Source organism: Desulfomonilaceae bacterium, from assembly GCA_041662605.1.
In the GTDB taxonomy this organism is placed as follows: domain Bacteria; phylum Desulfobacterota; class Desulfomonilia; order Desulfomonilales; family Desulfomonilaceae; genus CAJBEZ01.
This window is the reverse complement of record JBAZSD010000006.1, coordinates 135515-161000: the sequence shown is the minus strand read 5'-3', so window position 1 is coordinate 161000 and position 25486 is coordinate 135515. Positions and strand designations below refer to the sequence as shown.

Genomic DNA, 25486 nt, shown 5'->3' with positions numbered 1-25486 from the left:
AAGCTGTCTTAAATCTCTGACATACAGACGATGATCAAAATAATGACTTCGATTATTTAGGAATTTCAAGTGTCATATCAGCGGCGTTTAATTCCCGTGATTGCGCTCGCCACGTTCACTATCGTTTCGAAGATGTCTATACAACGAATCACGAGATATTCCGATGGACCTGGCGGCGGCGCTTCGGTTACCGCCGTTGCGTCTAATGGCTTCAACACAAATTGACCTTACTACGTCTTTTGTTAATTCGCTTAATTTTTTGCCTGGGGTCAAATCGACACGGAGAAACCATTCTTTGGTTTTCAGATCCGGCGATGGCACATTGAGCTTCAATTGGCCACTCTGCCAAAGTATGAGCCCTTTCTCGAGCACGTTTCTTAGTTCGCGAACATTGCCAGGCCAATCATAAAGGGTCAGTTCCTTGAGAGTCTCCCTATCCAGTCTCGGGATTCCCGACAAATTCATCTCCATGGCCACCTTGGCGATGAGGTCGCGAGAAAGCATAGGGATATCTTCAATACGATTGCGGAGAGGTGGCACTAATATCGGGAACACGTTGAGTCGATAAAATAGCGCTTTGGAAAAGCGGCCTGCAGCGACTTCCTCCTCCAGATCTCTGTGTGTGGCGGCCACTATTCGAGCGTCGACACGTACGTTTCTTTCACCGCCAAGCCTGTGAAACGACTTTGTATCCAGAAAGACAAGGAGTTTAGATTGGAGTGATGGAGAGAGTTCGCCAATCTCATTGAGCAACAAAGTCCCACCTTCGGCAAGCTCCAACAAACCCCTTTTTCGACTTACGGCTCCAGTAAAGGCCCCTGATTCGTGACCGAAAAGCTCGGACTCAGCTAATTCATGGGGCACTGTGGCGCAGTTTATTGTAAGGAAACGGCTCCCGGATCTTTTCGAATGATCGTGAACCCATTTTGCCAAATGATCTTTTCCTGACCCGCTTTCTCCCTGCAATAAGACGATGCTGTCTTTAGACGCCGCCTGACTCGCCAATTCCATCGTGTCCTTCATGGCCTCAGATCGGTAACCGTATGAATAAATGCTTGATTTCGGCTCAGGTGGACGTCGTTCAGTCACGTTTCGACAAATTCCGCACACACCTACGATGTTCCCGGAGCTGTTCCTGATCGGTACCCGGATATCGTGAAATATGAGTCTCTCGCCCTTTACTACGACGGCGTGTTCATCCTCGATCGTTTCCCCGGACAGGACACGCATATCCCATTCACGAATCCGAGTTCCAACATCATGGCCGTAAATTTGTTCTGAAGTACATCCAACTATCTCGGAGGGCGGAAGCCCGAAGGTATTCCCCATGGCTGGATTCACATCTGAAAATTTCAGGTCTTTGTCCTTCGTGAAAATAAGGTCCTGCACTGATTCGAAAAGCGAACGATATCGCTCAGCAGATCTGAGCAGGTTTGCCGAGGCCGGTTCGTTTTCTGTCATTCCCGCTATAACAGCGAAAAGAACTGAAGAAGCGCCGTTAGATACACGTAATGCTCGCACAGTGGCGGACACAGGCAGGCTGTATTTTCTGGGAACTACTGTTTCGAATGACACGATTTGTTCCGAAACGACTTTGGCCAGAGTCAAATCCAGTTCTTTCCATCCATCGAGATTACTGATTTTAAGGCCTATAATTTCCTCAGCCTTGTACCCGGTCATGGACAAGAATCCCTGGTTTGTCTTGGTAATAAAACCATCCTGGATAATGAGTATCCCGTCGAAAAGAATATCTACGACCTGGACAAATCTTGACCAGTTTTGGGCAAGGGTTTCGGAAATGGAATCAGGAAGGGAAGTCTCTTTGAGCCTACTTTGGCTCGATGCGTTCCCATTGACTTGACTTGCCTGAATATTGGGATTCGCCTTGCTTTTTGGTCTTGACATCGGTCGATCTCCGGCAATTTGTTTTAATTTTCCGGTTTTCACGAAACGGGCTTATGATTAAGCTCTAGGTTGTGTACCATGTATCGATCTAGCAGACAAGCCATATAATGAAATAGTGTCAGATTATCAATACACCCATGTGATAACATTTCTGTGATATCTAAGTCCTCGAAGTCAAGATCTATTTACCCAGGTCCAGTTCGATGATGTCTATGCTCGGATAATTTATTCTGAAATCAATTGTCATAAAAACCTTACACTACCTCCAGTCCTCCCATACCCGAATCGGATTAAATGTATTCCGCTCACGTTTCGCTAAAAAAGTTTCCAATTGGAGCGTTTGAGATTGGAAATCGCCGCAACAAAAAAGACGAGGGAAATAAGATCTTCCCTCGTCTTTACGCTAGGGGCGCTATGATTCCGGAACTGATACGCTCGGCCCCTGTCTTTAGAAGAATCAACAGCCTCTCCGATAAATCGTCGAGGCTGATGAATCAGGTTAGTGCTTCAAAACGTCAGCCACCCCAATACCTGTGTTCTGCCGAACGTACAGTTCGTCAAAAGCGTCTTCCTCCTTCTTGCTCCTGAATAAAAGGGCAAAAAGGACAGCGGAAAGGAAGCCAATAGGGATTGAAACTATTCCCGGATTCTTGAGTGGGTATAATGGCTTATCCAAACCCATCATGGATGTGCCGTCTTTGTTGCTTTCATACTGGATTTTCGCTTTGGCGAGAATCGTTTTCTCCTGGTCGGTTAACGCAGTTCCGGAAGCCTGTTTTTTCTCCAGTTCAACCGAGATCTTTTGGGCGCCGGCCGCAATTGCCTTTGGATACTGCATATTTGGGGACACTAGCACGAGCAGGATCGAAACTGCGGTTCCGACCATTAAACCGGCCACGATGCCTGCTGTGTTGAACTTACGCCAGAAAAGGGAAAGAACCACAACCGGCAGGTTCCCTGAGGACGCGACGGCAAACGCCAGAGCGACAAGATGCGCTACGTTCTGGCCCTCCGCCAACATTGCGATTATTATAGCAACAGCCCCGACAATTACGGAAGTGATTCTGGCCGCTTTCACCTGTTCGTGCTGGTCAGCGTGACCGTCTTTGATTATGTTGACATATATGTCATGAGAAATAGCAGCGGAGGCCGCAAGGACAAGCCCTGAAACGACGGCCAGAATCGTTGCGAACGCGACCGCGCACAGAAACGCGAGCAGGAAATCTCCAGCGAACGGAGCGATCTGATTTCCAAGCATCTGCGCTAGCAACATGTTCGCCATGTTTCCGCCCGCGTCTACCTGGTGGATGATCTGCGGGCTGACATTTATGGCTGCGCCGAAACCGAGCAAGGTGGTCAGGATATAGAATGCCCCAATTATAAACATTGCGATGATGACCGATTTTCTAGCAGCCTGGGCTGTGGGCACCGTGAAAAAGCGCATAAGGATGTGAGGCATCCCCGCTGTCCCTAGCACCAACGCCATTCCAAGTGAAATCTGATCCCAAACGTCCTTGAGGAGTAGGCCCGGTTCGAGGAACCGCTGGCCGTAATCAAAGCCGGCTTTAGGTATCGCCTCTTTAAGAAGATTTATCTGAACCCAGCTTTTAATTTGAGTGTTGGTGGCTATGTCGGTAAAAAACTGAATCGGGTTGAAACCAGCTTTAGCCAAAACCAAAAGACAAAGGACGCATGCGCCGGTCATCAAGAGACCGGCTTTGATAATCTGAACCCACGTTGTCGCTATCATCCCGCCGAAAACAACGTAAATAATCATCAGTGCGCCTACGCCCGAAATCGCTATCCTGAAAGGTATACCCAGGAGCAGTTCAATGAGCTTGCCTGCTCCGACCATCTGAGCCGTGAGATAAAAGGTCGAGACAGCGACTGTTGATATGGCGGCTGCGGCCCTCACCGGTTTGGGGTTCGATCTGAAAGACAGGATGTCACCCATTGTGAACTTGCCGGCGTTTCTGCAGGGCTCGGCCACGATCAACAAAACCGTGACGTAAGCGACGAGCCACCCTACCGAGTACATAAAACCATCATACCCGTAAAGCGAAATGAGTCCTGCGATGCCGAGAAACGAGGCCGCAGACATGTAGTCACCGGCGATGGCCCACCCGTTTTGTGTCCCGGTGATAGCGCCACGGGCCGCATAAAAATCCGCCGTTGTTTTGGTCCGTTTTGCGGCCCAAACGACTATCCCTAGAGTGATGCCCACGATTATGACAAATAATGTAATCGTTATAGCCCTGTTAGCCTTAACCTTGTGAGGTTCAGCGGAAGGGGCCTGGGCTGTGATTGCTGAAGCTATAAAGCTTTCAGGACTGGCCAGGCTCGTATCCGGCAAAAAAGAGTAAATTGCGACGCCCATGGCGAGAGCCGCTAACATGATAACGAAAAATTTCTTCATTGCGCCTCTCCTCCTTATCGCAGTTTCAATTCATCAAGAAGTTCGTTGGTTAACCTGTCCGAAACACGACTGGCCCACGAAGCGTAATATAACGCGATCCCCCAGGACACAAAGAACTGTGAAAGAGCGAATAAGTAACCGAAATTAATGTGGCCGATTAACTGAACACTGAAAAGGCCCTGCGCCGAGCCTGCGCCGATGGGTAGAAGAAAATAATAAATGTTAGAGAAGATCCACCACCCGAAGAGAAAGCTGGTTTTTCTGCGGTGCAATTCGGCGAACTTGGGGTTCCTCGCAATTGCCGCCCAATCTGTTTGTTGCTGCGCCACGGTACAATTCTCCTTCCTCTTGTCTAAGAATTAAAGGACAGAGAAGCCTCAGACTTCCCTTTTAGCCAGACGTTCGTCAAAAAACAGCCAGCGGTGTCCTCATGATTAGCGGGATAGAACTCGTCCACTAAATGAAGACGCCATTGAGCCAATTAATTTAAAAAAGAACTAAGTTGTTTGTGTCCTGAAGAGGCAATAATAAACGATAAAACAATGAAAGAGGTGTTTGCCCGCTGTTGCGTCCTACGGTGGAGATCTCCCGTTGATCAACACCAAAAAGTGATTTCTATCAAGAAGACTCATGGGAAGTTTTTCAAAACCATTTTTTCTGTGGGGCCTTAAAGGGCGAGCAGCCTTCAGGGCCTCATTGACATTTACTGAGTACGATAAGAAACGCTGCCTGTACTTATCTGGGATCGTGGACACTGGTGATCTGAAGAGTGACAAAAAAGGAAGGAATTCAAGACTAACGACATGAATAGTCGATTTGGTTCCGGGTAATACCCCCCCGGGCGTCCTTGTAAGGATGGCTGAGAATAAATCTCGAACCTTTGACGTTAAAATGGACGAAAATTTAGTTTCACGCGTTTTAATACGATAACGGCTGAGTTCTGAAGCTACTGAAATTAAGTAACAATTAATTGACTGGATCAATTGTAAAACAAAGAAACGTATTCTGCGACCCGTAGCGCAAAATAGTTTCCAAATGGCGTGATCAATTGGCGGTCGTCGACACACTTGAGCGGCTCCTAGGGCAAATCGGTGGTTAAAGGGTTGCAGCCTAAAAACAGGAACCAGTTGTCTATGATTAACCGAACTTCATTAAGTCTTGTTTCGGCGACGCGAAACAGGAAATGCCCGGTCAAAATCAGTCGAGGTCAAACAAGTTGTCAAACGGCTAGGTTATATTTTGAAACTGACGTGTGAGGATGTCAGTGCGACATAAGTTAATTTGGTTCTAGGCTCTCTGTCAACTCAAATTTTTGAGTCCGATTAATATCCCATTATTTTGAGTGGTTACAGACATCATATAGATAGAAGAACGAGTCTCAGAAGAATTTCCAAAAAACACTTGCGCTAATCAAACAAAAAACGTAATCATTGAATCCTCATCGCATAGCGGCTTTATACGCCAACACGGCGTTATACATAGTATGGCTTGGATCGTTAAGAATCCTGATTCTGATTTTTACTCATACGCCGGTTCTTTCAAACCAATCAGACGCGGGGGCCGCTTCTCGAAGCAACAGCTTGATTTACAAAATCCGAAAGGGATTGAAATCTATAAATGCGTCTCGGGGGTACATCATGACCTATGCGGAAGCTTACAAGGAATCTCTGGAAAGTCCTGAAACCTTCTGGGGAACAGCGGCCGAAGCCATCGACTGGGACAGGAAATGGGACATTGTTCTGGACCGTTCAAATCCTCCCTTCTACCGATGGTTCAAAGGCGGCGCTTTGAACACCTGTTTTAACGCTGTTGACCGCCACGTTCAACGCGGTAGGGCTGATCAGGACGCTATAATTTACGACAGCCCTGTCACCGACACATTGCAGAAGATTTCATATGGAGAATTACAGAGCCGTGTAGCGAAAGTTGCAGGTTTGCTGGTCGATTTGGGGGTCAAAAAGGGTGACACCGTTCTGATTTACATGCCGATGATTCCTGAGGCGGTGATTTCCATGCTCGCCTGCGCGCGTATCGGCGCAGTGCATTCAGTCGTGTTTGGGGGATTTGCTCCCAAGGAACTCGCTGTCCGCATAGATGACGCAAAACCTGATGTAATACTGTCAGCGTCCTGTGGAATTGAGGTCAAGAGAGTCATCCCCTACAAGCCTTTGCTGGACGAGGCCATTGAAATCGCGCTGCATAAGCCGACCAAATGTGTGATCTATCAAAGACCGATGGCGCCGGCGGACCTCAAGCCGGCGAGAGATTTTGACTGGAGCGAAAAAGAGGCGTCGGCTCAGCCTGTTGGTTGTGTGTCCGTTGAAGCGACCGATCCTCTATATATTTTGTACACATCAGGCACCACCGGGAAACCAAAGGGTGTTGTGCGTGACAATGGCGGACACGCGGTAGCCTTGATGTGGAGCATGAAGCACATTTACAATATTAGTCCGGGCGAAGTTTACTGGGCCGCGTCCGATGTAGGCTGGGTTGTAGGACATTCATACATAGTCTATGCCCCACTGTTTATGGGCGCTACCACTATACTTTATGAAGGGAAACCTGTCGGAACTCCTGATCCGGGAGCTTTTTGGAGAGTGATTTCCCAGCACAAGGTAAAGGCTTTGTTCACAGCTCCTACCGCAATTAGAGCTATAAAAAGAGAAGATCCCAAGGGCGCATTTCTAAAACAACATGATCTCTCCAATTTTGAGACTCTTTTTCTTGCTGGAGAACGCCTCGATCCGGACACGTATTTCTGGGCTACGGATCTGCTGTCCCGTCCTGTAATCGATCATTGGTGGCAGACGGAAACAGCGTGGGCCATTGCCGGCAATTTCAAGGGTCTCGAGTCGTTCCCGACAAAAGCCGGTTCGGCTACAAAGCCCATGCCTGGATACAATATAAAAATTCTTGATCCAGCCACCGCTGAAGAATTGGGGCCGAATCAAAACGGGGTAATCACGGTAAAACTTCCATTACCGCCTGCTAATCTACCCACACTTTGGAATGATGACAAACGTTTCGTCGAATCATATATGAACCCATTCCCTGGCTACTATCTGACCGGCGATGGGGGTTATATTGATGAGGACGGATACGTGTTCGTTATGGGCCGAATCGATGATGTCATAAATGTAGCTGGTCACAGACTCTCAACGGGTGGAATGGAGGAGGTCCTTGCCAGTCACCCGGATGTGGCGGAATGCGCTGTTGTAGGAGTGGCCGATAACCTGAAAGGCCAGGTTCCTGTCGGACTTGTAGTGCTCAAGGCAGGGGTAACGAAACCCAAAGACCAGATCATTGAGGAAGTCGTTCAGATGGTCAGGAAGGACATCGGAGCCGTGGCCTCATTCAAGAAGGCGGTAGTTGTGGATCGTCTCCCGAAGACCCGTTCCGGCAAAGTTCTGCGCGGAACAATGAGGAAGATCGCGGACAGTGAGCCCTACTCCGTCCCATCTACAATTGATGATCCGGCTACGCTGGATGAAATAGGATCAGCCCTGAAAGGAATAGGTTACGCCGTGTAGGCGTCTTGATCAGAAGAGAATCCGGTTCTGTCTTGAGCCACTAATAAATCTCTAAGGGTTGAAATACCCATACCTTTGAGTCTTTTCACTAGAAAGATGAAGAGATAAGCGGTTTGCATAGCGTCTTCCAAAGCGTCATGCTTTTCAAAGAGCGGCAAACCGTATTTTTTTGCCAACTGGTTTAGATTGAAGGAGAAACCGGATGTTGGAGCCTCATAATAATTGCGCCGCCTAAAGTCCTCATAAAACCGGGCCATTTTCATAGTGTCAATCAAAGGATTTTTTATTACTCCCCCTAATGCTGCTCTGGTAGCTCGATTCAGGAAACTAATATCAATGTTTACAAAATGCCCAACGACTACAGTTCCATAAAGAAAATCAATAAAGTCGGGCAAAGACTCCTGAAGCGACCCCGCTCCACCTATTTGGCTGGGAGTAATTCTGTGAATTAATGTGCTGTCTTTCGGCAGAGGTTTGCTCGGCTTTGCGTAACAAAAGAAATTCTTGCCGATTGCAACCCTTAAATTATGGACTTTTACCGCCCCAATCGAGACAATTTCATCGGAACGAGGTTTTAGTCCCGTCAGTTCAGTGTCAAAAACTACAAAGTCGTAATTTTCAATCGGCTGATTTCGGCTGAAATCAAAGAAGAACTGACGATTTTTTTTGAGGGTCTCGTGCCTAAACAGTCCAAGCCATTTTAGCCACTGATTCAAATTGTGGTTCCCAACAATCACTCTTGGCCTAGGAAAGCTGATCAGGGGGATTTTACATCATCATAAACAAGCAATGTTTCCTGAATAATTATTCCAGGACTCTGAACTCAGTCTTCACATATCCCTGCATCCTGCCGATTGCTCCGAAAGCTTCCTTTAAGGTTTGTTTCTCTACGTCCGTCAACTCCGCGGGATCAATATAGTTGTCCGGTTGTTGGCCGGATTCGAGCATACGGAGCTGGTGCACCAAACGGATCTGTGTTTGAAACTCATAGGCTTCCCTGGCTTCCGCGTACAATTCACCTGGGATAAGGCCACCTTCGCCGAGGACCGTCAGTCTTTCCAGGGTGTTAGTTTCTCTCAGACCGTGGCGCAGAGCCATAATACGCGCAAAGTCTACAAAAGGGGTCAAGCCGCGGGTTTTTATGTCAAGCCGATCTTTGTGCTCACCGTCTTTCTCAACAAGAAAGTTCCTAAAAATTGACAACGGGGTTTGGGTAGACATGCAATCCCTGGCTAGATGCATCAGGAATAGCCCCCGGTTCGGAGCCTGAATGACGATATAATCTCTCAGCTTCTCGGGCAGAGCAGCCATTCCATGCCCCGACCTGAAATCAAAAAATATCGTCGCGTGCAAAACAGCCTGAGGTTCCGGCGCGCTCATCCACCTGTCAAAATAGTTCCTCCAGACAGAGAAGGGCTTTCGCCATTTAGGGTTGGAAGCCATTATCTCACCTTTGCACAAAGGGTAGCCACAGGCTTCAAGATGCTGTATTGCGAGATTGCCGAAGCGCCTGAAATACAATTTTCCTTCTTTTACATGGTCCCAATCTTCCGGTGGGGTCTCGTATATGAGAGCGTTGTCCTGATCTGTCTTAAAAGTTTGTTCCTGTCTACCCTCGCTCCCCATAAGCATCCAGCAGTACGGGTATGGAGGAGGACCAAGTTCAGCCTCCAGAAGGACGAGCGCTCTATTCACTATGTGGTCATTGAGAGCAGTGATCATTTTTGCCACATCATTGGCTTTGGCTCCCTCTGTTATGAGTTTTCTCACTATCAAGGGAGTCGCTTCTGACAGGGGATAAAGACCCCCGATCTCGTTTTGGGAGACTATTTCCCTATAAAGCGATATTGGGGATACTCCCTGATCCACCATGATGTCATGTGAGGACACCACACCAACGATCTGGTTTCCATCAATGACTGCAAGGTGATGTGTTTCCATATTCATCATCATTATTAGGGCGTCAAAGCATAGAGTATCGGCAGGTATGGATTTTACAGGGGACGACATGGCCTGGAAAACTGGCGCTTCGGAACTTAAACCATTAGAAACTACCTTTGATCTAAGATCATTGTCCGTTACGATACCTACAATTTCGTTTTTGTCGTCGGAGACCAAAACAGAGCCCACTCCTCTTTCCGTCATGCGCGCCGCCGCAAACCGAATGGTGTCGGAACCTGACACCACTTCGAGTGGGCGATTTATTATGTCCTTTACCGTGGAAGAAAAAAGCCTTAGTCCTTCCTCCGATCTTGGTTCAAGCTTATGGTTTCGCAATGCTTCATAAGCGCTGTCAACCAAACCGCTGGAGAACTTTTCCCACAAATGTCCTGCAAACGACGGACTTTTCTTGAGAAGGTCGAGAAACATCTCCTTTTCCAGTAGATAGCAGAATGTGTCCTCGATTGCCTCGACGGTGAAAAGAGATCTGACTCCCCGGATAATGGACAAGGCCCCGAAATGACCGCCCTCACCCCTGATGTCCTGGAGAATAGATTGATTGTCGGAATCAATAAGACTTATCTTCACGGCCCCTTTCTGGATTAGAAAGAGGCTTGTGAGTTCGGATACGTTTTGTTCCAATATGGGAGAGCCGACTTCAAAAAAATCCTGGCGCATTCTTCTGGATATTCTCTGAAGAATTTCCTCTTCCAGCTCATTGAATGGCCTCACAACTTTAAGAAATTCCAGAACCGCTTCCGGATCTGCCTTGTGCGAATCGTTTTTTTGCGGCATGAATCGTCCCTTTCAAAAATTAAATTCGGTTCAAACCAAGGATTCGTACAGCCATTTCATGGAAATTTTCTTTTAACTATAGCCTGGAGCCGCAAAAGCAAAGAAAAAGTTTCTTTTAGCGTTCTCTTTTCCAGTTCAGACAGACTTGATGGATCAACAATATATGAAGGAGTGACGTCAGCGTCCAGGTCTTTTAACTGATTTATTAGCACAAGCTGAGTCTGAAATTCGTAAAATTCTGTAGCCTCGGAATAAATGCCGTGACTTATAGCTCCCGACTCATACAGCGCCTTGAATCGGTCTAAAGTGTTGATTGACTCAACGGAGATTTTGAAGCACATCAGTCTCGCGAAATCCGAGAAAGGATTGCCGACGCGATTTTCCAAATCAAGGCCCGGGGTTTGCGCCCCGTTTTCTTCCACAATAGCCTTTCCCAAAAAGGAAACGGGAGGTTTTACGTTTAAGAAATCCTCCGCGAGACTTTTCATGAAACTCCTGCTAGATGAAATTCTTTTAAAAAACAAACGCTTCAATAATAGCGTCGTCGCGTTTTCTCCCGTTACCGCGCGCATATCAAGAAACTTTTTTGCGACGGCTATTTCTGGAGGAATTGGATTTGATATCCACTCCTCCATATAAGTAGACCAAACTCCCAGGGGTTTGCGCCACCTAGGATTTGCCCCTGAGGTTTTTAAAATCAGGTTGTCCCCAAAACAACTCTCAAAGAAGTTATTAAGTTGTAAGGTTCTTTTTTCAAGAAGATGATCTGATGTTTTCTTGTCACTTTGCTCAATTCCGTTTTGATAAATAACCGCATAATCGTAGGTTGGAAGCAGCGTCTGTTCCATCCTGGCAGCCTTTCCCAGCAATAAGAAAAATGGCCGAACCGAACGAGGAGATTCAGAAAACAACTTCAGAGCCCTGACAAATATCCGATCGTGAAACAGACTGATAACATTTGTACAATGGTAGGCTCTTGCTCCTTCTTCAATCAGATTTCGAACAACTCCCGGAATCTTGCGTGATAATTCGTTCATGGCGTCCGCAGTTTGCCTGGATTTTATTTCCCTGAAAAGGATGACGGGGGAAGCCGCCTGATGAACCATAATGTCGTGAGTCGTGATGATTCCCACCACTTGTGAGGCCTTTACAGCCGGGAGATGACTGATCTGTCTTCTGACCATTCGCAAGGTGGCTTCAAATAACCTGGCCTGAACGGGAATTGTCAGAACCGGAGCCGACATGATCTCAGATACGGGATGGTTGTAATCAAGCCCTACCGCCACCACTTTGGTACGCAAGTCCTTTTTGGTAATAATTCCAAGAATATTTGTGGGACTATCTCTGACCAACAAAGATCCTATCCTTAGTTTGGCCATGGTTCGAGCGGCTTCCTGAATTTTGGAGCTAGAATTTACAAAATGAAAATTGGGACGAATTATATCTGAAACCCTGGTGCTGAAATAATCGTAACGCTTCATGCCTATAGAGCGCATGCCCTCAATCCGTGTCTCAGAATAGGCCTGTGAAATTCGATCGCGCTGAAATTCATCACGAAAAAAAAGTTCGAAAGACGGTTGTTCTGAAAGGAACTTTAGAAAGATCGCTTTGGGAATTAGGAAGCAAAAAGTGTCTTCTAAAGCTTCTACTGTCACATCCGGTTTTTCATCTGAAATTAGCCAGGAGGCGCCAAGGGTTTCCCCTTCACCTCCCAAATTTTTCAATGAAAGATTCTCACTTTCGCTACGAACAAAAACCTGCACGCTTCCCTTCTGAATAACATGAAAATGTGTGACTTCAGTCAAATGCTGTCTGAAAAGGACCGCCCCCTTGGGGTAGAATTCAACCTCAACTTCTTTGGCCAGTTGTTCGATGGAAATTGAGTCAAGTTCCTTGAACGGGGAGAACCTCTCGAGGAACTGGACAGCTATTTTAGGTGGTACCGAATATCCCGGCAAATTTTTGATCATATGGTCTACTTGGTTGTTAAGTGTTTGAAATCGCTACGACGTATGTCGCTCAGGTTCTAATGGGGCTTAACATACTTGACAATACCGGCTTACCCATTGTAACAAGAGAATATATATATCAACTTCAGACAATTCATCAATCCCGTCCGTATAAGATACGTGACCAAACAGGGTTTCGTGACAATAAGGTTCGCTCGGTAGTTCCAGGTGGCTCGGGGAAAATCAGGTCTTCCGGTAGCCGTCAGCTTGGTTAACGGTCATCGGCGCCTCAGACGGATCTGTCTTAGCTGCGATTAGTTAATTTTTTTGGCCTATGGTCATAGTTTTGTATATGTGGCTTGGTACGTAGCAATCTAGAAAAGCTCTTTATAAATTTAACGAAAGGGGGAAAGCGATAACCTTAGGGGAATTACGGGGAATACGTTTGTCTAGTCTCTACCTAGGATTAATCTGAAAAAGGAGGATTTGATCATGGAGAATGCCCCAAAGTGGTATGACGTCCATCTTGAGGGATACAAAGAAGTGGCCTACGTTAAAGGGATGGATCAGTACAATGACATGTACAGAAGGTCACTTGACGACGTGGACAACTTTTGGGCCGAGCAGGCGAGGGAATATCTCACCTGGGACAAAGAGTGGGATTCTGTTCTCAAATACGATTTCCACAAAGCGAACATTGAATGGTTTGCAGGTGGGAAGCTCAACGCTTGTTACAACTCATTGGACCGGCATGTAGATACGCTGAAAAACAGGGTAGCCTATTACTGGGAAGGAGATAATCCGGCTGAATCAAGAACCGTTACGTACCTTGATCTGTACAAGGACGTAAACAAATTTGCCGCCGCTCTCCTCGCTAATGGGGTAAAAAAGGGCGATCGAGTTATCATTTATCTCCCCATGATTGTAGAGTTGTCCGTAGCCATGCTGGCCTGCGCAAGGATAGGCGCTGTGCATTGTGTCATCTTCGGAGGTTTCAGCGCAGAATCAATAGCCAGTCGTATCCATGACTGCGGCGCGAAAATTGTTGTCACATGTGATGGCGGATTTCGTGGGGGAAAAGTCCTTCAGTTGAAAAAAACTGTTGATGAAGCCCTATTGCAATGTCCCAGTATAGAGAAGGTTATAGTCTTTAATCGATGTGGTCTGGATCTCAAACTGGATCCAAAGAAGGAAGTCTGGTGGCATGAAGCGGTTTCCGCCCCTGGGCTCCCCTCATATGTCAAACCTGAATCCATGGACGCTGAAGACCCTCTGTTTATCCTTTACACAAGCGGAAGCACGGGTAAACCGAAAGGTGTTCTCCACACCCACGCCGGCTATCTGCTCTATGCCGCAATGACGTGCAAACTTACCTTTGATATTAAACCAAACGAGACATTTTGGTGCACGGCGGACATCGGCTGGATTACCGGGCACACCTACATTGTTTATGGACCGTTAATTGATGGGTATACCAGTGTGATGTTTGAAGGCATCCCGACTTATCCCAGCTTTGACCGTTACTGGGAAATCGTCGAGAAGAGAAAAGTAGATAAGTTTTATACGGCTCCCACGGTAATTCGTTCGCTCGCCAAAGAAGGAGATTCTCACGTTAAAAAACATGACGTTTCTTCATTAAAACTCCTTGGAACCGTAGGTGAACCGATCAACCCGGAGGCCTGGAGATGGTACTTCCATAACGTCGGTCGTGATTGGTGCCCGATTGTAGACACCTGGTGGCAGACCGAAACCGGTGGTCACATGATGACCCCTCTGCCTGGCGTTGGCCCGATCAAGCCAGGGTCCTGTTCATTCCCATTCTTTGGGGTCGAACCGGTGATTCTGGATCCGGAGACCGGGGAAGAGGTCAAGGTTCCCAATCAGGAAGGGGCTCTGTTCATAAAAAGGCCTTGGCCAGGCATGGCTCGAACAGTCTATGGTGACCATGACCGCTTCATCGATACTTACTTTAGCCGTATGCCGGGTCTGTATTTTACAGGAGACGGAGCGAAGAAAGACGAGGATGGATTCTACTGGATTACAGGTCGTATAGATGACGTGCTGAACGTATCGGGCCACAGGCTCGGGACCGCAGAGGTGGAGTCGGCTCTGGTTCTTCATCCGAAGGTCGCCGAGGCCGCTGTAGTTGGCTTCCCTCATGATATCAAGGGACAGGGAATCTATGCGTTCGTTACGGTAAACACGGGTGTCGAAAAGAACGACGAATTGAAAAAAGAACTGATAAAATTGGTGAGAACGCAGATCGGACCCATTGCGTCACCAGACGCCATACAATGGGCCGACGGTTTGCCAAAGACCAGAAGCGGGAAAATTATGCGGCGTCTGCTTAAGAAGATAGCAGCGGGCAGCGTCGAAGAGCTTGGTGACACCACCACGCTTGCTGATCCCACTATTGTGGGTCAACTGGTCCGTGACCGAGTCACGATCTAATTTGCTTTCGTGTTAGTAAGAGCAACTGCGGGCCTATCCGACTTTTCAACGTGAGAGTCGGATAGGCCCAAATGGTCCTCTTCCAAAGGGAAGCCCAAAACACTTGCCAAATTCTCAGAAATAGGGCTAAATTTTATACAGGGAACATTTATTCTTCTCCATACAAAGGCTCTGGCCCATTGACTCTAAAAGTTGGTGTAATTCGTGACGCAAGGTATTTGGATCATAAGCCGGGACTAGTGCATCCAGAGAGTCCGAGCCGTTTGCGAAGTGTATATAGAATGCTGGACAAGGAGTTTGCTGATCGTGTAGTCAACATAGAACCCAGGCTCGCGACACTTGAACAACTCCAACTGGCGCATTCACCATCCTACATTGACCTTATAATGAGCACAGCGGAGAAAGACTTCACACCTTTGTCTTCCGACACTTTTGTGAGCGCGAAGTCATATCTGGCGGCATGGCTTGCTGCAGGAGCCTGCGTTACCGCCGTAGACGCTCTTATGGCCGAAGAAGTCCGGGTTTGTTTTTCGTTGGTCAGGCCTCCTGGACATCATGCGTTACATGACAGGGCCGGAGGTTTCTGTGTCTTTAACAACCTGGGAATCGCGGCAAAGTACGCGATTGAACGGTACGGGTTAGACCGGATACTGATCATTGATTGGGACATCCACCACGGAAACGCTCTACAGGAACTTTTTTATAGTGATCGGAGGGTGCTGTATTTTTCCACGCATTACATGGGATGGTACCCAAATTCTGGAGACTGGCATGAAACCGGCGCTGATTCAGGCGAAGGTTACACTGTGAATGTGCCTGTTCCAAAAGAACTTGGTGATGACGATATAGTTCATGTTTACCGAAATGCTCTAAACCCTATTGTTAGGAAGTTCAAACCTCAATTTATAATGGTGGCTGCAGGCTTTGACGCTCATGAAAGAGATCCGTTGGGAAGAACAAGATTGACTGAAAAAGCGTACCGCAACCTGACACAAATTATTCTTCAAATGTCGGACGCCGGCAACGGGGTTCCTTTATTATTTTCTCTAGAGGGTGGTTACGATAGTAGAGCCCTGGCAGGTTCAATTAGAGAAGTTCTCGATATGCTGGCGTTTAAGGGAAGAAGGGGCAGGATACCTGTTCGATCAACAAAAAGAGCGGAAGAAATGCTGCAGAAGCTAAGGCAAGCTCACCGAAAACATCGAGTATGGATCTATTAGTGTTTTATGTTGATTTGCCATGTTGACGTAAATCGTACTTTCACAAATATAAAATGATGAAACGGGTCCGGCGTGTCCTTTTGAATGCCGGGAATCGGGCGGCGCAACCTTGTTAACTCTTTTGAACATAGTAACTTCCAGGAAACTATTTAGTAAAAAAATGATCAAGACAAGGCTAAGACCTGAAAATCCACAAGCCAACTTGAAGTCTTACTTCGAGGTCTATAGGGGCTTTTCCTGGTCTTATGCTCAAGATCTGTTTCCAGGGTATAGTTCAGGCTTTTCAAACATTGTCTCGGAATCGGTCGACCGATGGGCAACGGATCCCAGTTCTGCCGATAGAACGTCCTTAATATTCGAACATGCCGGGGAAGTTCAGCGCCTATCATACGCGGAGTTGAAAATTGAGTCATCGCGAATGGCCAATCTTCTTGTTCATGAAGGATTCCAACTTGGAGACACTCTTCTAATATGTTCCAAGCCTTGCATTGAAGCGTACCTTGCGGCGCTCGCCTGTGCGCGCATAGGAGCGGGATTTTGTAACCTTGGTTCCAACGTCGCTATAGAGGGGTTGCATTCCGCAATCAGTCTTTTGAGACCAAAGGCCATACTGATACACGCCGATCTGGAGGACCGCTTCTCCGATCAGGACCTGGTTGGGGTGGAAACAGTGTTTGTCGCCGGCGAACCGGACATCGAATCAAAAGGCTCGGGAATATACGTGCGCGATGTTTTGTCTGATATGTCACCGACATTTGACAATCAGAGCGTCTCAATAGATGAGCCTCTGTATCACACCCTTGTCTGGGATTCCTGTAGCGAGCTTAGACAGGTAACTCATGCCCACCGGGACATGCTTGGCGCGTACGTTACAGGGAAATTCGCTCTTGATCTTGGCCCGGATAGTGTGTTGTGGACTGACGCGGACCCCGGAGCTGTGGCGAGTGTTATATATGGAATCTTTGCGCCGTTACTGTGCGGGTGCGCCACTGTAATTCAAGGTGATTCATTCGCCGCGTCTACCTGGTACTGGACCCTGGAACGATTGGGCGTGTCTGTATGGTTCACGGATAGCCTGAAACTGAAAAGTTTGAAATCGGGCGGCGACGATTTGTTGAAAGGTTACGATTTTTCAGGACTGAAACATGTTCTGACAGCGGGTGAGCCATTGACCGCTGAGCTGTTTCAATGGGTTAGGGAAAAATTCAAGAGATCTCCTCATGAAGTCTGGATGATGGATGAAGCCGGAATGATTTGTCTCGCGAATTTTCCGTCGGAACAGATCAAGATCGGGTCCATTGGTAAGCCTGTTCCAGGAGTCCAGGTAGCAATTCTGGACGATCAGGGCGAGACACTTTCAATGTTGACATTGGGGCAGCTAGCTCTAAAACCTGATTTCCCAAGCCTTGCCCTGGATATGGCCCCGGATAGCGCTCATGCCTACGGGCGATACCGTGACGGATGGTTCTTGACAGGCGATCTCGCTCTAAAAGACGAAGATGGCTATTACTATTATTTCGGTCGTGTAGACCATCTAACAAAAATAGGCCAGTTGTTAACGGGTGCGCCCGAAATAGAGCGAACTCTGTTACGGCATCCTGAAATCCGGGAAGCCGGCGTAATTTCGAAGAAGTCTTTGGGCTCCGAACCATGTTTTAAAGCGTTTTTGAAATTGAAGAATTCTCACTTGCCATCTCCGGATTTTTTGGACGAGATTGTGAAATTTGTGAAAGCAAACATGCGCGCTGACATTCCAATGCTTGAGATTGAAATTATTCATGATTTTCCGATGTTGAGTTCACGTCGCTTGTTGAGGAGAGTTTTGTTAGCCAGAGAACTGGGCCTGCCAATCGGAGACATATCGAAACTCCGGGAATAAATTCTATTGTGTGGCAGTAAAGCTACTTCAACAGATACCCCTCAGACTCGAGCTGATTCTTCACCTTGAGCCCAGTCCCTGGTGGAACCCTCAGGGGAAATCCATCAGGCGCTCGTTTATCCGCTTTGGGCAACAGACCGCTCAATATGTCGACCCCTGGGTTCAATCCCCATATGTCCCTTGGAATTCGGCCAGTCCATTTGGCTAGGTTACTCAAAGGAAAATCTTTGACTAACTTGACGCGATCCAGATTGTCAAAAGAGAGGGGTTTATCCTGAGTGACCGTTACACAGTAGAAGTTCCTGTAACGATGGATAATTTTAAGGGCGACCAGCCTGGGGATCAATGAATCCGAGGACGGAGGAGTAACGATATCCCAAAAACCAAATCCTGGAGATTTCTTAAGGATAGGCTCAAGTTTGTCGTTTCCATCGATGAAGCTGGCGATCAGGAGCAGCCAATCGCGCTTTGGGTTTTTATTATGGATGTTTTGGAACATCTGGGACGCAATCTGAGTAGATACCTCGGGATCACGTCGATCGTCCCAGTAAGGGGTCGATAACCATGGAACATTATCTTTACCAGAACCTTCTCTGGACGGGCCAAGCGCCCACCAGCCGAGTCCACCGGATCTAGTCTTGTGGTCGGGATCGAACTCACTGAGAAGCATAGACAGGTAGATGAAATCGGAGGGCACATTGTTTTTCTTGAGAGCCCCCACGAGTGTGGGCCCATAAAGGACCAGCCGATTAAACCATTCCCCCAGGGAAGCTCGCCTATCCATTAGAAGATAATTCAGTTGGTCTATGATACGCTCGTGAACTCCCGGGCGTTCTATGGGAATTCGGGTGTTGGCAAAGGAAATCCCGTCCTTGACCAAATTGGGCGGAAATACATATCCCCCAGGACCTGTTCCGTGTTCGGATATCCAGGCTGGAGATTCAGTAACTCCAATTATGAGTGTAAAGATGATAACCAGTAACGTGAATATCTGTAATGGGCTGATGCAAATAGACTCACGTTGTCTCAAGATTTTCTTGGTCAATTTCAAAAGGAACCTTCTTGTTACGTCGTTGGCCCCTTTCCCCCTATTATCAGAGTTACAAGCTTTTTGCCAATAATATCACTTGTTGATGTTTTCTTTGAGTTCCTTGCCGGCCTTAAAAAATGGCAGGCTCTTGTTCTGAACCACAATCTGCTCGCCGGTTTTTGGATTCCTTCCCGTATACCCCTTATATTCCTTAACAACAAATGAGCCGAATCCTCTAATCTCGATTCTGTCACCGCGTTCCAAAGCGTCTGACATGGTGTTAAAAACCATGTCCACAATTTCTTCGGATTTCCTCATCGGGAGATCCGTCTCTTTGGCTAAAGCCTTTACGAGATCAGACTTATTCATTATTGCAATCTCCTCTTCCTCATCACGAACAACAGTTCCTGAAATACCTTCTTGAAATCACACCGGATTTATCAACAAACTTGATTGTGTTTCCCGGTTTAAATATAGAAGGCTTTTTCTGCCCCTCAACAACATAAGGACCTTGACAAAAGCCTTTCCTGAAACAACACTAGTAACGCTTTTTTCGAGATTCCAACTAACCCTGTCACAGAGACCCGTTTGGATCTAAAAGGTCGAAAGCTTCCTCCGGATCAAAAAAACAGGCGAATTTTCTAGAAATAGTTTTGTGTCCAACTGCACAGATAACAATAATTTTTAGAATTCTGATCCAAAAAAGTCAAGATAATTTGACCCATATTGTTATATTATTGATTTTTAACAGGAATTTTATAAAACTTGGTGCCATAGTGGTAACATACTGAAAAAACTAAGGAACATCCATGATATATTTCTCTGATCTTCACGTGCATTCCAAATATTCGCGCGCAACCTCCAAAGATTGCGACTTGAGGGGTCTGTCGCAGTGGGCCGCGGTAAAAGGTATCCATGTCGTGGCTACCGGAGACTTCACCCATCCCGAATGGCGCAGAGAGTTACATGGCAATCTCGAAGAGCGTGAACCCGGATTATTCGCGTTAAAAGCGGATTCAATTCCGACCCCCCTGATTGATTCTCTTGATTTCAGGCCCGAGGATGTTCGTTTCATCTTAAATGTTGAAATCAGTTCGATTTATAAAAAAAATGGTAAGGTCAGAAAGGTTCACAATCTTATCTTTATGCCTGACCTGAATACAATGGACAGATTCTGTAAAAATCTCGGAGCCAGAGGAAATCTGAATTCAGATGGCAGACCAATACTCGGGGTGGATTCTCGGGACTTGCTCGAGATGGCTCTGGAAGTTTCGGACTTGTCTTTCGCAGTGCCGGCGCATATTTGGACCCCCTGGTTCTCAGTCTTGGGATCCAAATCCGGCTTTGATTCGATGAAAGAATGTTTTGAAGATCTTACAGACCATGTTCTTGCTCTTGAGACAGGACTGTCGTCGGACCCAGAAATGAATTTCCGGGTCTCGTCGCTTGATGACTTTACGCTTGTGTCCAACTCTGACGCTCATTCTCCTAGCCGCCTTGGTCGAGAAGTGAACATTTTCTCCGGCCAACCATCATATCCGGCGATCAGGGAAGCGTTGCGCAAAGGCGGGAATGGTTCAAGAAACACCGAAAACTTCCTTGGGCCACGACAGTCTATAATGGAAAACAAATCGATCAAAACAGGCGCGCCAAGCTTCGTCGGCACAATCGAGTTTTTTCCGGAAGAAGGCAAATATCACATGGACGGTCATCGAAAATGTGGCGTTCGCTTGAGTCCTGAAGAAACAGAACAGGTCGGGGGCAAATGCCCAGTCTGCGGACACTCTGTAACTGTAGGAGTTATGAACAGAGTAAATATGCTAGCCGACAGATCTACTGGTCATATTCCGTCTAAAGCTGGATATTATTGGAGAATGCTCCCATTAATAGAGATTGTGGCCGATTGTCTAGGTTGTGGCGTTCAGGCAAAAAAAGCCAAGGATCTGCACTCCAAGTTGATTTCAAAACTCGGTCCTGAACTCGAAATACTCTGGTCATTGCCCATGGAAATCATCAAGGAAGGGGCTCCGCCTATAGTAGTCGAAGCTTTGAACAGAGTCAGAAATGAGCGGGTGAATCTGGACGCCGGGTTCGATGGAGAATATGGTCGAGTTTCAATATTTAAGGATGAGGAGAGGTCCAAATTCCGATAAACAAGCTCAAGTTTGATTGATAAAAAAGACAGGAGATTATAAAAGTTCCTTGACAAAAATATTATATTTAGATATTTGAATATATAGGGATCCAGAAACGTTTTCAATAGATAGGTGTTTTTAATGGAACTTGCCATAATAATTAGTGTTTTTGTCGGTTGGTTCGTTTTGAATCGATGGCTTCTTCCGAAGATGGGCGTATCGACTTGAATGTCGCCTAGTTGCTCTCCCGTGAATCGAGGAGCCGGAAATCACAAGGAACGGAATAACTTGGAAAATCATTAAATCTTTGGATGTTTAAAATGAGTCATGCCAACGAACAATCAGGCCGTGAAGACCTGGAACCAAATCTGGACGACGATTCCTCATTTATGGATATTGATAATGATAGCCTGGAGCAGTACGGGGATAATCATAAAGAAGCCATGTTTGACGCTATAAAAAAAATGGAATTTTCCAGAGAAGCTGAAATTTTCAAAGCTCTGGGACACCCGATTCGTTTGAAGATAGTCTATGGACTTTTGATGGTAGGCGGCTGCAATGTGAAAAACATGCAGGAATGTCTCGGACTCCATCAAGCGACTGTTTCACAGCACCTTATTCATTTGAAGACACGCGGAATCATTCAGTCGTCCCGACAGGGATTAGAGATGGTTTATAGTGTAACGGATACATGGGCGAAGTGCATTGTTGATAATATAGAAAGGAATCGCGTCAAGGCTTTGGAAGAAGCGCCAGATTGACAATATTCCGATTCTCTGAGACCTGGCCACTTTTCCCTCATCCGGTCAGTTGTTGAAAACTGATTTTCCACCCAACCAGGCGTCTAATTCCAGACCACGTTTCTTTTTTGAAAAACACTTCGACCATGCTATATAGTTAAAATTGTTTCGCGATACGAGTGGTCAAGTTTACGCGTAAAAAAAGGAATAAGTAATGCCTGAGCTTGTGAGGTTTGGCGTATCGATACCGGATGACCTGCTGGAAAAGTTTGACGAATTGATAAACAAGAAAGGCTACACTAATCGATCAGAAGCTATAAGAGATCTTATCAGGGATCGTTTGGTGGAAGACCAATGGAGTCAAGCTGGCGCCGAGGTGGTTGGCACGGTGACGGTCGTTTACAACCATGAGCAGAGCGATCTCGCTCAAAAACTAACCGAGATTCAGCATAGGACCCACAACCTTATAATCTCTGCCCTACATGTCCATTTAGACGCTCACAATTGTCTGGAAGTGCTGATACTCAGAGGGGAGTCCGATCAGGTCAGAAAAACCGCTGAGTTGCTGATATCCACTCGAGGAGTAAAACACGGCAAAATCACGATGACCACTACCGGGACGGAGATCGATTGACTTCCATCAGTCCGATCAGGAATAGACTCGTGATAGATGCACAGGTCTGATATCGCCTCTTGATGGTGGAGGAACAAGCAACTGGAAATCTACTTTGAGCCACTGATAGTCCGGATTTAATTCCCGGAGTTTTGCGTCAGGTGGGGGAGAGGAATGTTCGTTATATTCATAAGACACTAGAAAAATACCCACACCGTGATCTGGTGTCCTGTCAATCAGATACGAACTCTCGAAATCCTTTTGATCCATTCTGGTTTCTTGAGCAAGGTCTTTTATCTCATCATTACTCAACTTTATCAGAACATATTTAGAAATCCCCTGCTCAGCCAGCCTGAACAACGTGCGCGATTCACAAGAACAAATGTAGACAGTCGATATGAAGTCAAATCTGGCCATGAATCGAGCCGCTACAAGCGCGGCGGTTCGTCGTCCGCCTACTGAGTGATGGAACCCATAAAACTCATACAATTTCTGCTGTATCAGATCCGCTGTCTTTTCTCCTTTTTCATAAAGGTCCTTGGAAAGGTATCGTAGGTATCTCCCTAAATCTTCAGCAGCCTGAGCGACGGGCCAATCGACCCTTACATGAAAATGAGTGATCCCGTATCTATATCTGGTCTTGATTGTGGGGTCCTGTTGCAACAGTACAGCGTAATCCGATTTGAGCAGATCCCTGAGCAATATAGGGAATGCCGTATCTTCGAAAAATCTCATTTTTTGGTTAAAGAGTTCCTTCAGATCGAAGATTGCGAGATTGGCAAGATTTTCCTTGGTTACTTTATTTGAATCGAAAAAACGTATGTGAATTCTTGAGTCATTAGGAATTACGCCCTCATTGAAAATTAATATGAAATGGGAGTGCTTGGCGTGTTCCACCCCTTTGACACGGGCTCTTGGTTTGAGTTCGCGCATTTCTACGAAAGGATATTCTTCCCCTGAATCCTTAAAGGCTTTGTATGATTTGATCAACCCTTCGGTTATAAGAAGACCGTCAAGTTCGTCACGAAGGAAGAAGTAGACACAACGACGGAATTTCTCATTCCATCCTATTTCATTTCTTCTGAGAAATGGCATGAGAGCCTCGTCAGCGAACGGTGTCTTTAAGCATTGACTGCCGGCGCCATTTAGATAACCATGTAATCACGTTGAAACAGCGGAACCACAGCGCATACGCTTTGTGCTCCGACTTATGGTTGTGGTTAAATAGTTCCGGAACATTGGTGTGAATGATAATAAGCATAACATCAACTGAGCGTGCTTGCAAGGAACCGGAAAAAAGGTTAAATACTAACATTATAAGATACATGGAAAGGCTCTTGTATTAATATGGCTAATACCAAGGAATCGGATTTACCGTCCAACGGCCCACACGTTGACCAGGAAGAAGATTTCGCAGCGCTCTTTGAAGCGTCAAATAGGGCAGATAAAGACGCATTGAGGCACGATGCGAAGATAAGTGGAAATATTGTCTCAATCGGAGACGAGTGGGTTTTTGTGGACATAGGCGGCAAAACAGAGGGAGCGATTTCAAAACAAGAGCTTCTCGATTCGAACCGAGTTCTGGACTTGAAAGTCGGAGACTCGATCACTGCCTACGTCATCGCCCAACGCGACGGAGATATCCTGCTGAGTGTGAAGATGACTCAGGCAGCGTCGGAAGACGCCGTACGCGCTGCTTACCGAAGCGGGGTTCCCGTTGAGGGACTAGTAATGGAAGAGAAAAAAGGCGGTTACAGTGTTTTGGTATTCGGCCGCCAGTGCTTTTGCCCATATTCCCAGATTGATATCGTATCTGGAGGATTGCCCGATGATTATATAGGTAAGAAATTCTTTTTTAGAATTACTGAGTTCTCGGAAAAGGGTCGCAATATAGTGTTGTCGAGGCGCCAAACTCTTGAGGAGGAGCGCAATAAAAAGGTAGAAGAGCTTCAAAAAACCCTTAACGTAGGGGACATCGTTAGCGGGACAGTTCGAAAGTTAGCTCCATTCGGAGCGTTTGTGGATATTGGTGGAATCGAAGGACTTGTGCCGATGTCCGAACTTGCATGGAGTAGAGTTGAATCCGTCTCGGATGTATTGACGTCAGGGGAAGAGATTTCAGTCAAAATAACAACGATTGATTGGGAAAAACGCCGTATTGGATTAAGCCTCAAACAGGCTCGGGACAATCCTTGGGATACAGTTAGCTCTCGTTTTCATGAAGGTTTTGAGACCGTAGGGACGGTTACAAGGCTTGCCAATTTTGGCGCATTCGTAGAATTGGAGCCGGGAATTGAAGGACTTCTTCACATATCCAACCTTGGCCGCGGCCGGAGGATAAACCATCCGCGTGAAACGCTCAGTCCGGGAGAATCTGTAAAAGTAAGAGTTATTTCCATAAGTCCTACTGAAAAAAGGCTCGGCCTTGATCTGGTTGCTGATGTTCAGGATTTCGCACCCGGAAATACTCCCGATGAAATCACTGAAGGAAGTGTTGTCCACGGGGAAATCCAGGCAGTCAAAGATTACGGGTTGTTTGTGAACTTGCCGGGAGGCAGGACCGGATTGCTGAGAAACGCTGAAATTGGGGATTTCAGCCCTAGAGAACTAAGAAAAAAATTTCCTCTGGGGTCGATGTTAGATGTAAAAATAATCTCCATAGATTCCGAGACAAATAAGATTGCCTTGAGTATTAAAGCGCTGGAACGGACAAATGAGTTGAGCCATATACAGGAATACCTTAAATCAGGGAACGTCAAGAAATCGTTTGGGACATTTGGAGAGTTACTGAAGTTAAAATTGGGGCAAAAAGATTAATCTCCCCACTGAAGTTCGTAAATGCGGTATGAATGATCCCCACGGTAAACCCGTGGGGATCATGT

At 46.6% G+C, this 25486-nt stretch carries 17 protein-coding genes; 8 read left to right on the top strand and 9 right to left on the bottom strand.

What is annotated here, in order from left to right; genetic code table 11:
- Positions 1–87: 87 nt before the first annotated feature.
- From WC647_07295 to WC647_07285, 3 genes are all read right to left on the bottom strand, one after another.
- Positions 88–1905: a sigma 54-interacting transcriptional regulator gene (locus WC647_07295; GenBank protein ID MFA6222103.1), complete on the bottom strand. Its 1818-nt coding sequence runs from the start codon at positions 1903–1905 to the stop codon at positions 88–90.
- A 499-nt stretch (positions 1906–2404) separates the two neighbouring features.
- On the bottom strand, positions 2405–4321 hold the full coding sequence (locus WC647_07290) for a cation acetate symporter (protein ID MFA6222102.1): 1917 nt from the start codon (positions 4319–4321) through the stop codon (positions 2405–2407).
- A 14-nt stretch (positions 4322–4335) separates the two neighbouring features.
- Complete coding sequence (locus tag WC647_07285; GenBank protein MFA6222101.1) at positions 4336–4650, bottom strand: DUF485 domain-containing protein; 315 nt, start codon at positions 4648–4650, stop codon at positions 4336–4338.
- Between the two features lie 1308 nt (positions 4651–5958).
- Here WC647_07285 and WC647_07280 point away from each other — a divergent pair.
- The gene (locus WC647_07280) at positions 5959–7851 is read left to right on the top strand and encodes a propionyl-CoA synthetase (GenBank protein MFA6222100.1); all 1893 of its coding nucleotides are present in this window, start codon (positions 5959–5961) and stop codon (positions 7849–7851) included.
- Here WC647_07280 and WC647_07275 read toward each other — a convergent pair.
- The 3 genes from WC647_07275 to WC647_07265 form a co-directional block, all read right to left on the bottom strand.
- The gene (locus WC647_07275) at positions 7839–8567 is read right to left on the bottom strand and encodes a 3'-5' exonuclease (protein MFA6222099.1); all 729 of its coding nucleotides are present in this window, start codon (positions 8565–8567) and stop codon (positions 7839–7841) included. The genes WC647_07280 and WC647_07275 overlap by 13 nt on opposite strands.
- An 88-nt stretch (positions 8568–8655) precedes the next feature.
- Positions 8656–10587, bottom strand: a complete 1932-nt coding sequence (locus WC647_07270) for a DUF294 nucleotidyltransferase-like domain-containing protein (protein MFA6222098.1) — start codon at positions 10585–10587, stop codon at positions 8656–8658.
- Positions 10588–10643: 56 nt separating this feature from the next.
- On the bottom strand, positions 10644–12557 hold the full coding sequence (locus tag WC647_07265) for a putative nucleotidyltransferase substrate binding domain-containing protein (GenBank protein MFA6222097.1): 1914 nt from the start codon (positions 12555–12557) through the stop codon (positions 10644–10646).
- A gap of 471 nt (positions 12558–13028) precedes the next feature.
- Here WC647_07265 and acs point away from each other — a divergent pair, with 471 nt between their 5' ends.
- The 3 genes from acs (at position 13029) to WC647_07250 (ending at position 18086) form a co-directional block, all read left to right on the top strand.
- Positions 13029–14987 carry an acetate--CoA ligase gene (gene acs / locus WC647_07260; protein MFA6222096.1) on the top strand — a complete coding sequence of 653 codons (1959 nt, stop codon included), beginning with the start codon at positions 13029–13031 and terminating at the stop codon, positions 14985–14987.
- A 179-nt stretch (positions 14988–15166) separates the two neighbouring features.
- Positions 15167–16207, top strand: a complete 1041-nt coding sequence (locus WC647_07255) for a histone deacetylase (protein ID MFA6222095.1) — start codon at positions 15167–15169, stop codon at positions 16205–16207.
- Between the two features lie 109 nt (positions 16208–16316).
- Positions 16317–18086: an AMP-binding protein gene (locus tag WC647_07250; protein MFA6222094.1), complete on the top strand. Its 1770-nt coding sequence runs from the start codon at positions 16317–16319 to the stop codon at positions 18084–18086.
- Between the two features lie 22 nt (positions 18087–18108).
- On the opposite strand, the gene WC647_07245 is transcribed toward WC647_07250, so the two are convergent.
- Both WC647_07245 and WC647_07240 read right to left on the bottom strand, forming a co-directional pair.
- Positions 18109–19137: a hypothetical protein gene (locus WC647_07245; protein ID MFA6222093.1), complete on the bottom strand. Its 1029-nt coding sequence runs from the start codon at positions 19135–19137 to the stop codon at positions 18109–18111.
- A gap of 72 nt (positions 19138–19209) precedes the next feature.
- Positions 19210–19485: an HU family DNA-binding protein gene (locus WC647_07240; GenBank protein MFA6222092.1), complete on the bottom strand. Its 276-nt coding sequence runs from the start codon at positions 19483–19485 to the stop codon at positions 19210–19212.
- Between the two features lie 440 nt (positions 19486–19925).
- Between WC647_07240 and WC647_07235 the strand changes: the two genes are divergently transcribed.
- The 3 genes from WC647_07235 to nikR all read left to right on the top strand — a co-directional run bounded on the left by WC647_07235 (position 19926) and on the right by nikR (position 22625).
- Positions 19926–21269, top strand: coding sequence for an endonuclease Q family protein (locus tag WC647_07235; GenBank protein MFA6222091.1), 1344 nt, complete (start codon positions 19926–19928; stop codon positions 21267–21269).
- A gap of 302 nt (positions 21270–21571) precedes the next feature.
- Positions 21572–22012 (top strand): metalloregulator ArsR/SmtB family transcription factor, encoded by a 441-nt coding sequence (locus WC647_07230; protein MFA6222090.1) that lies wholly within the window; start codon positions 21572–21574, stop codon positions 22010–22012.
- Positions 22013–22205: 193 nt separating this feature from the next.
- The gene (gene nikR, locus WC647_07225) at positions 22206–22625 is read left to right on the top strand and encodes a nickel-responsive transcriptional regulator NikR (GenBank protein MFA6222089.1); all 420 of its coding nucleotides are present in this window, start codon (positions 22206–22208) and stop codon (positions 22623–22625) included.
- Between the two features lie 15 nt (positions 22626–22640).
- Here the strand turns inward: nikR and WC647_07220 are convergent, their stop codons facing one another.
- Positions 22641–23699: a hypothetical protein gene (locus WC647_07220; GenBank protein MFA6222088.1), complete on the bottom strand. Its 1059-nt coding sequence runs from the start codon at positions 23697–23699 to the stop codon at positions 22641–22643.
- A 252-nt stretch (positions 23700–23951) separates the two neighbouring features.
- Between WC647_07220 and WC647_07215 the strand changes: the two genes are divergently transcribed.
- Positions 23952–25421 carry a S1 RNA-binding domain-containing protein gene (locus tag WC647_07215; protein ID MFA6222087.1) on the top strand — a complete coding sequence of 490 codons (1470 nt, stop codon included), beginning with the start codon at positions 23952–23954 and terminating at the stop codon, positions 25419–25421.
- Positions 25422–25486: the final 65 nt, after the last annotated feature.

Excerpts from the sequence above, each read along its gene's own strand:
- WC647_07235 (MFA6222091.1), top strand. The coding sequence starts at position 19,926 with ATGATATATTTCTCTGATCTTCACGTGCATTCCAAATATTCGCGCGCA.
- WC647_07265 (MFA6222097.1), bottom strand. The coding sequence starts at position 12,557 with ATGATCAAAAATTTGCCGGGATATTCGGTACCACCTAAAATAGCTGTC.
- WC647_07290 (MFA6222102.1), bottom strand. The coding sequence starts at position 4,321 with ATGAAGAAATTTTTCGTTATCATGTTAGCGGCTCTCGCCATGGGCGTC.
- WC647_07270 (MFA6222098.1), bottom strand. The coding sequence starts at position 10,587 with ATGCCGCAAAAAAACGATTCGCACAAGGCAGATCCGGAAGCGGTTCTG.
- WC647_07280 (MFA6222100.1), top strand. The coding sequence starts at position 5,959 with ATGACCTATGCGGAAGCTTACAAGGAATCTCTGGAAAGTCCTGAAACC.
- WC647_07240 (MFA6222092.1), bottom strand. The coding sequence starts at position 19,485 with ATGAATAAGTCTGATCTCGTAAAGGCTTTAGCCAAAGAGACGGATCTC.
- WC647_07215 (MFA6222087.1), top strand. The coding sequence starts at position 23,952 with ATGGCTAATACCAAGGAATCGGATTTACCGTCCAACGGCCCACACGTT.
- acs (MFA6222096.1), top strand. The coding sequence starts at position 13,029 with ATGGAGAATGCCCCAAAGTGGTATGACGTCCATCTTGAGGGATACAAA.
- WC647_07230 (MFA6222090.1), top strand. The coding sequence starts at position 21,572 with ATGAGTCATGCCAACGAACAATCAGGCCGTGAAGACCTGGAACCAAAT.
- WC647_07220 (MFA6222088.1), bottom strand. The coding sequence starts at position 23,699 with ATGCCATTTCTCAGAAGAAATGAAATAGGATGGAATGAGAAATTCCGT.
- WC647_07295 (MFA6222103.1), bottom strand. The coding sequence starts at position 1,905 with ATGTCAAGACCAAAAAGCAAGGCGAATCCCAATATTCAGGCAAGTCAA.
- nikR (MFA6222089.1), top strand. The coding sequence starts at position 22,206 with ATGCCTGAGCTTGTGAGGTTTGGCGTATCGATACCGGATGACCTGCTG.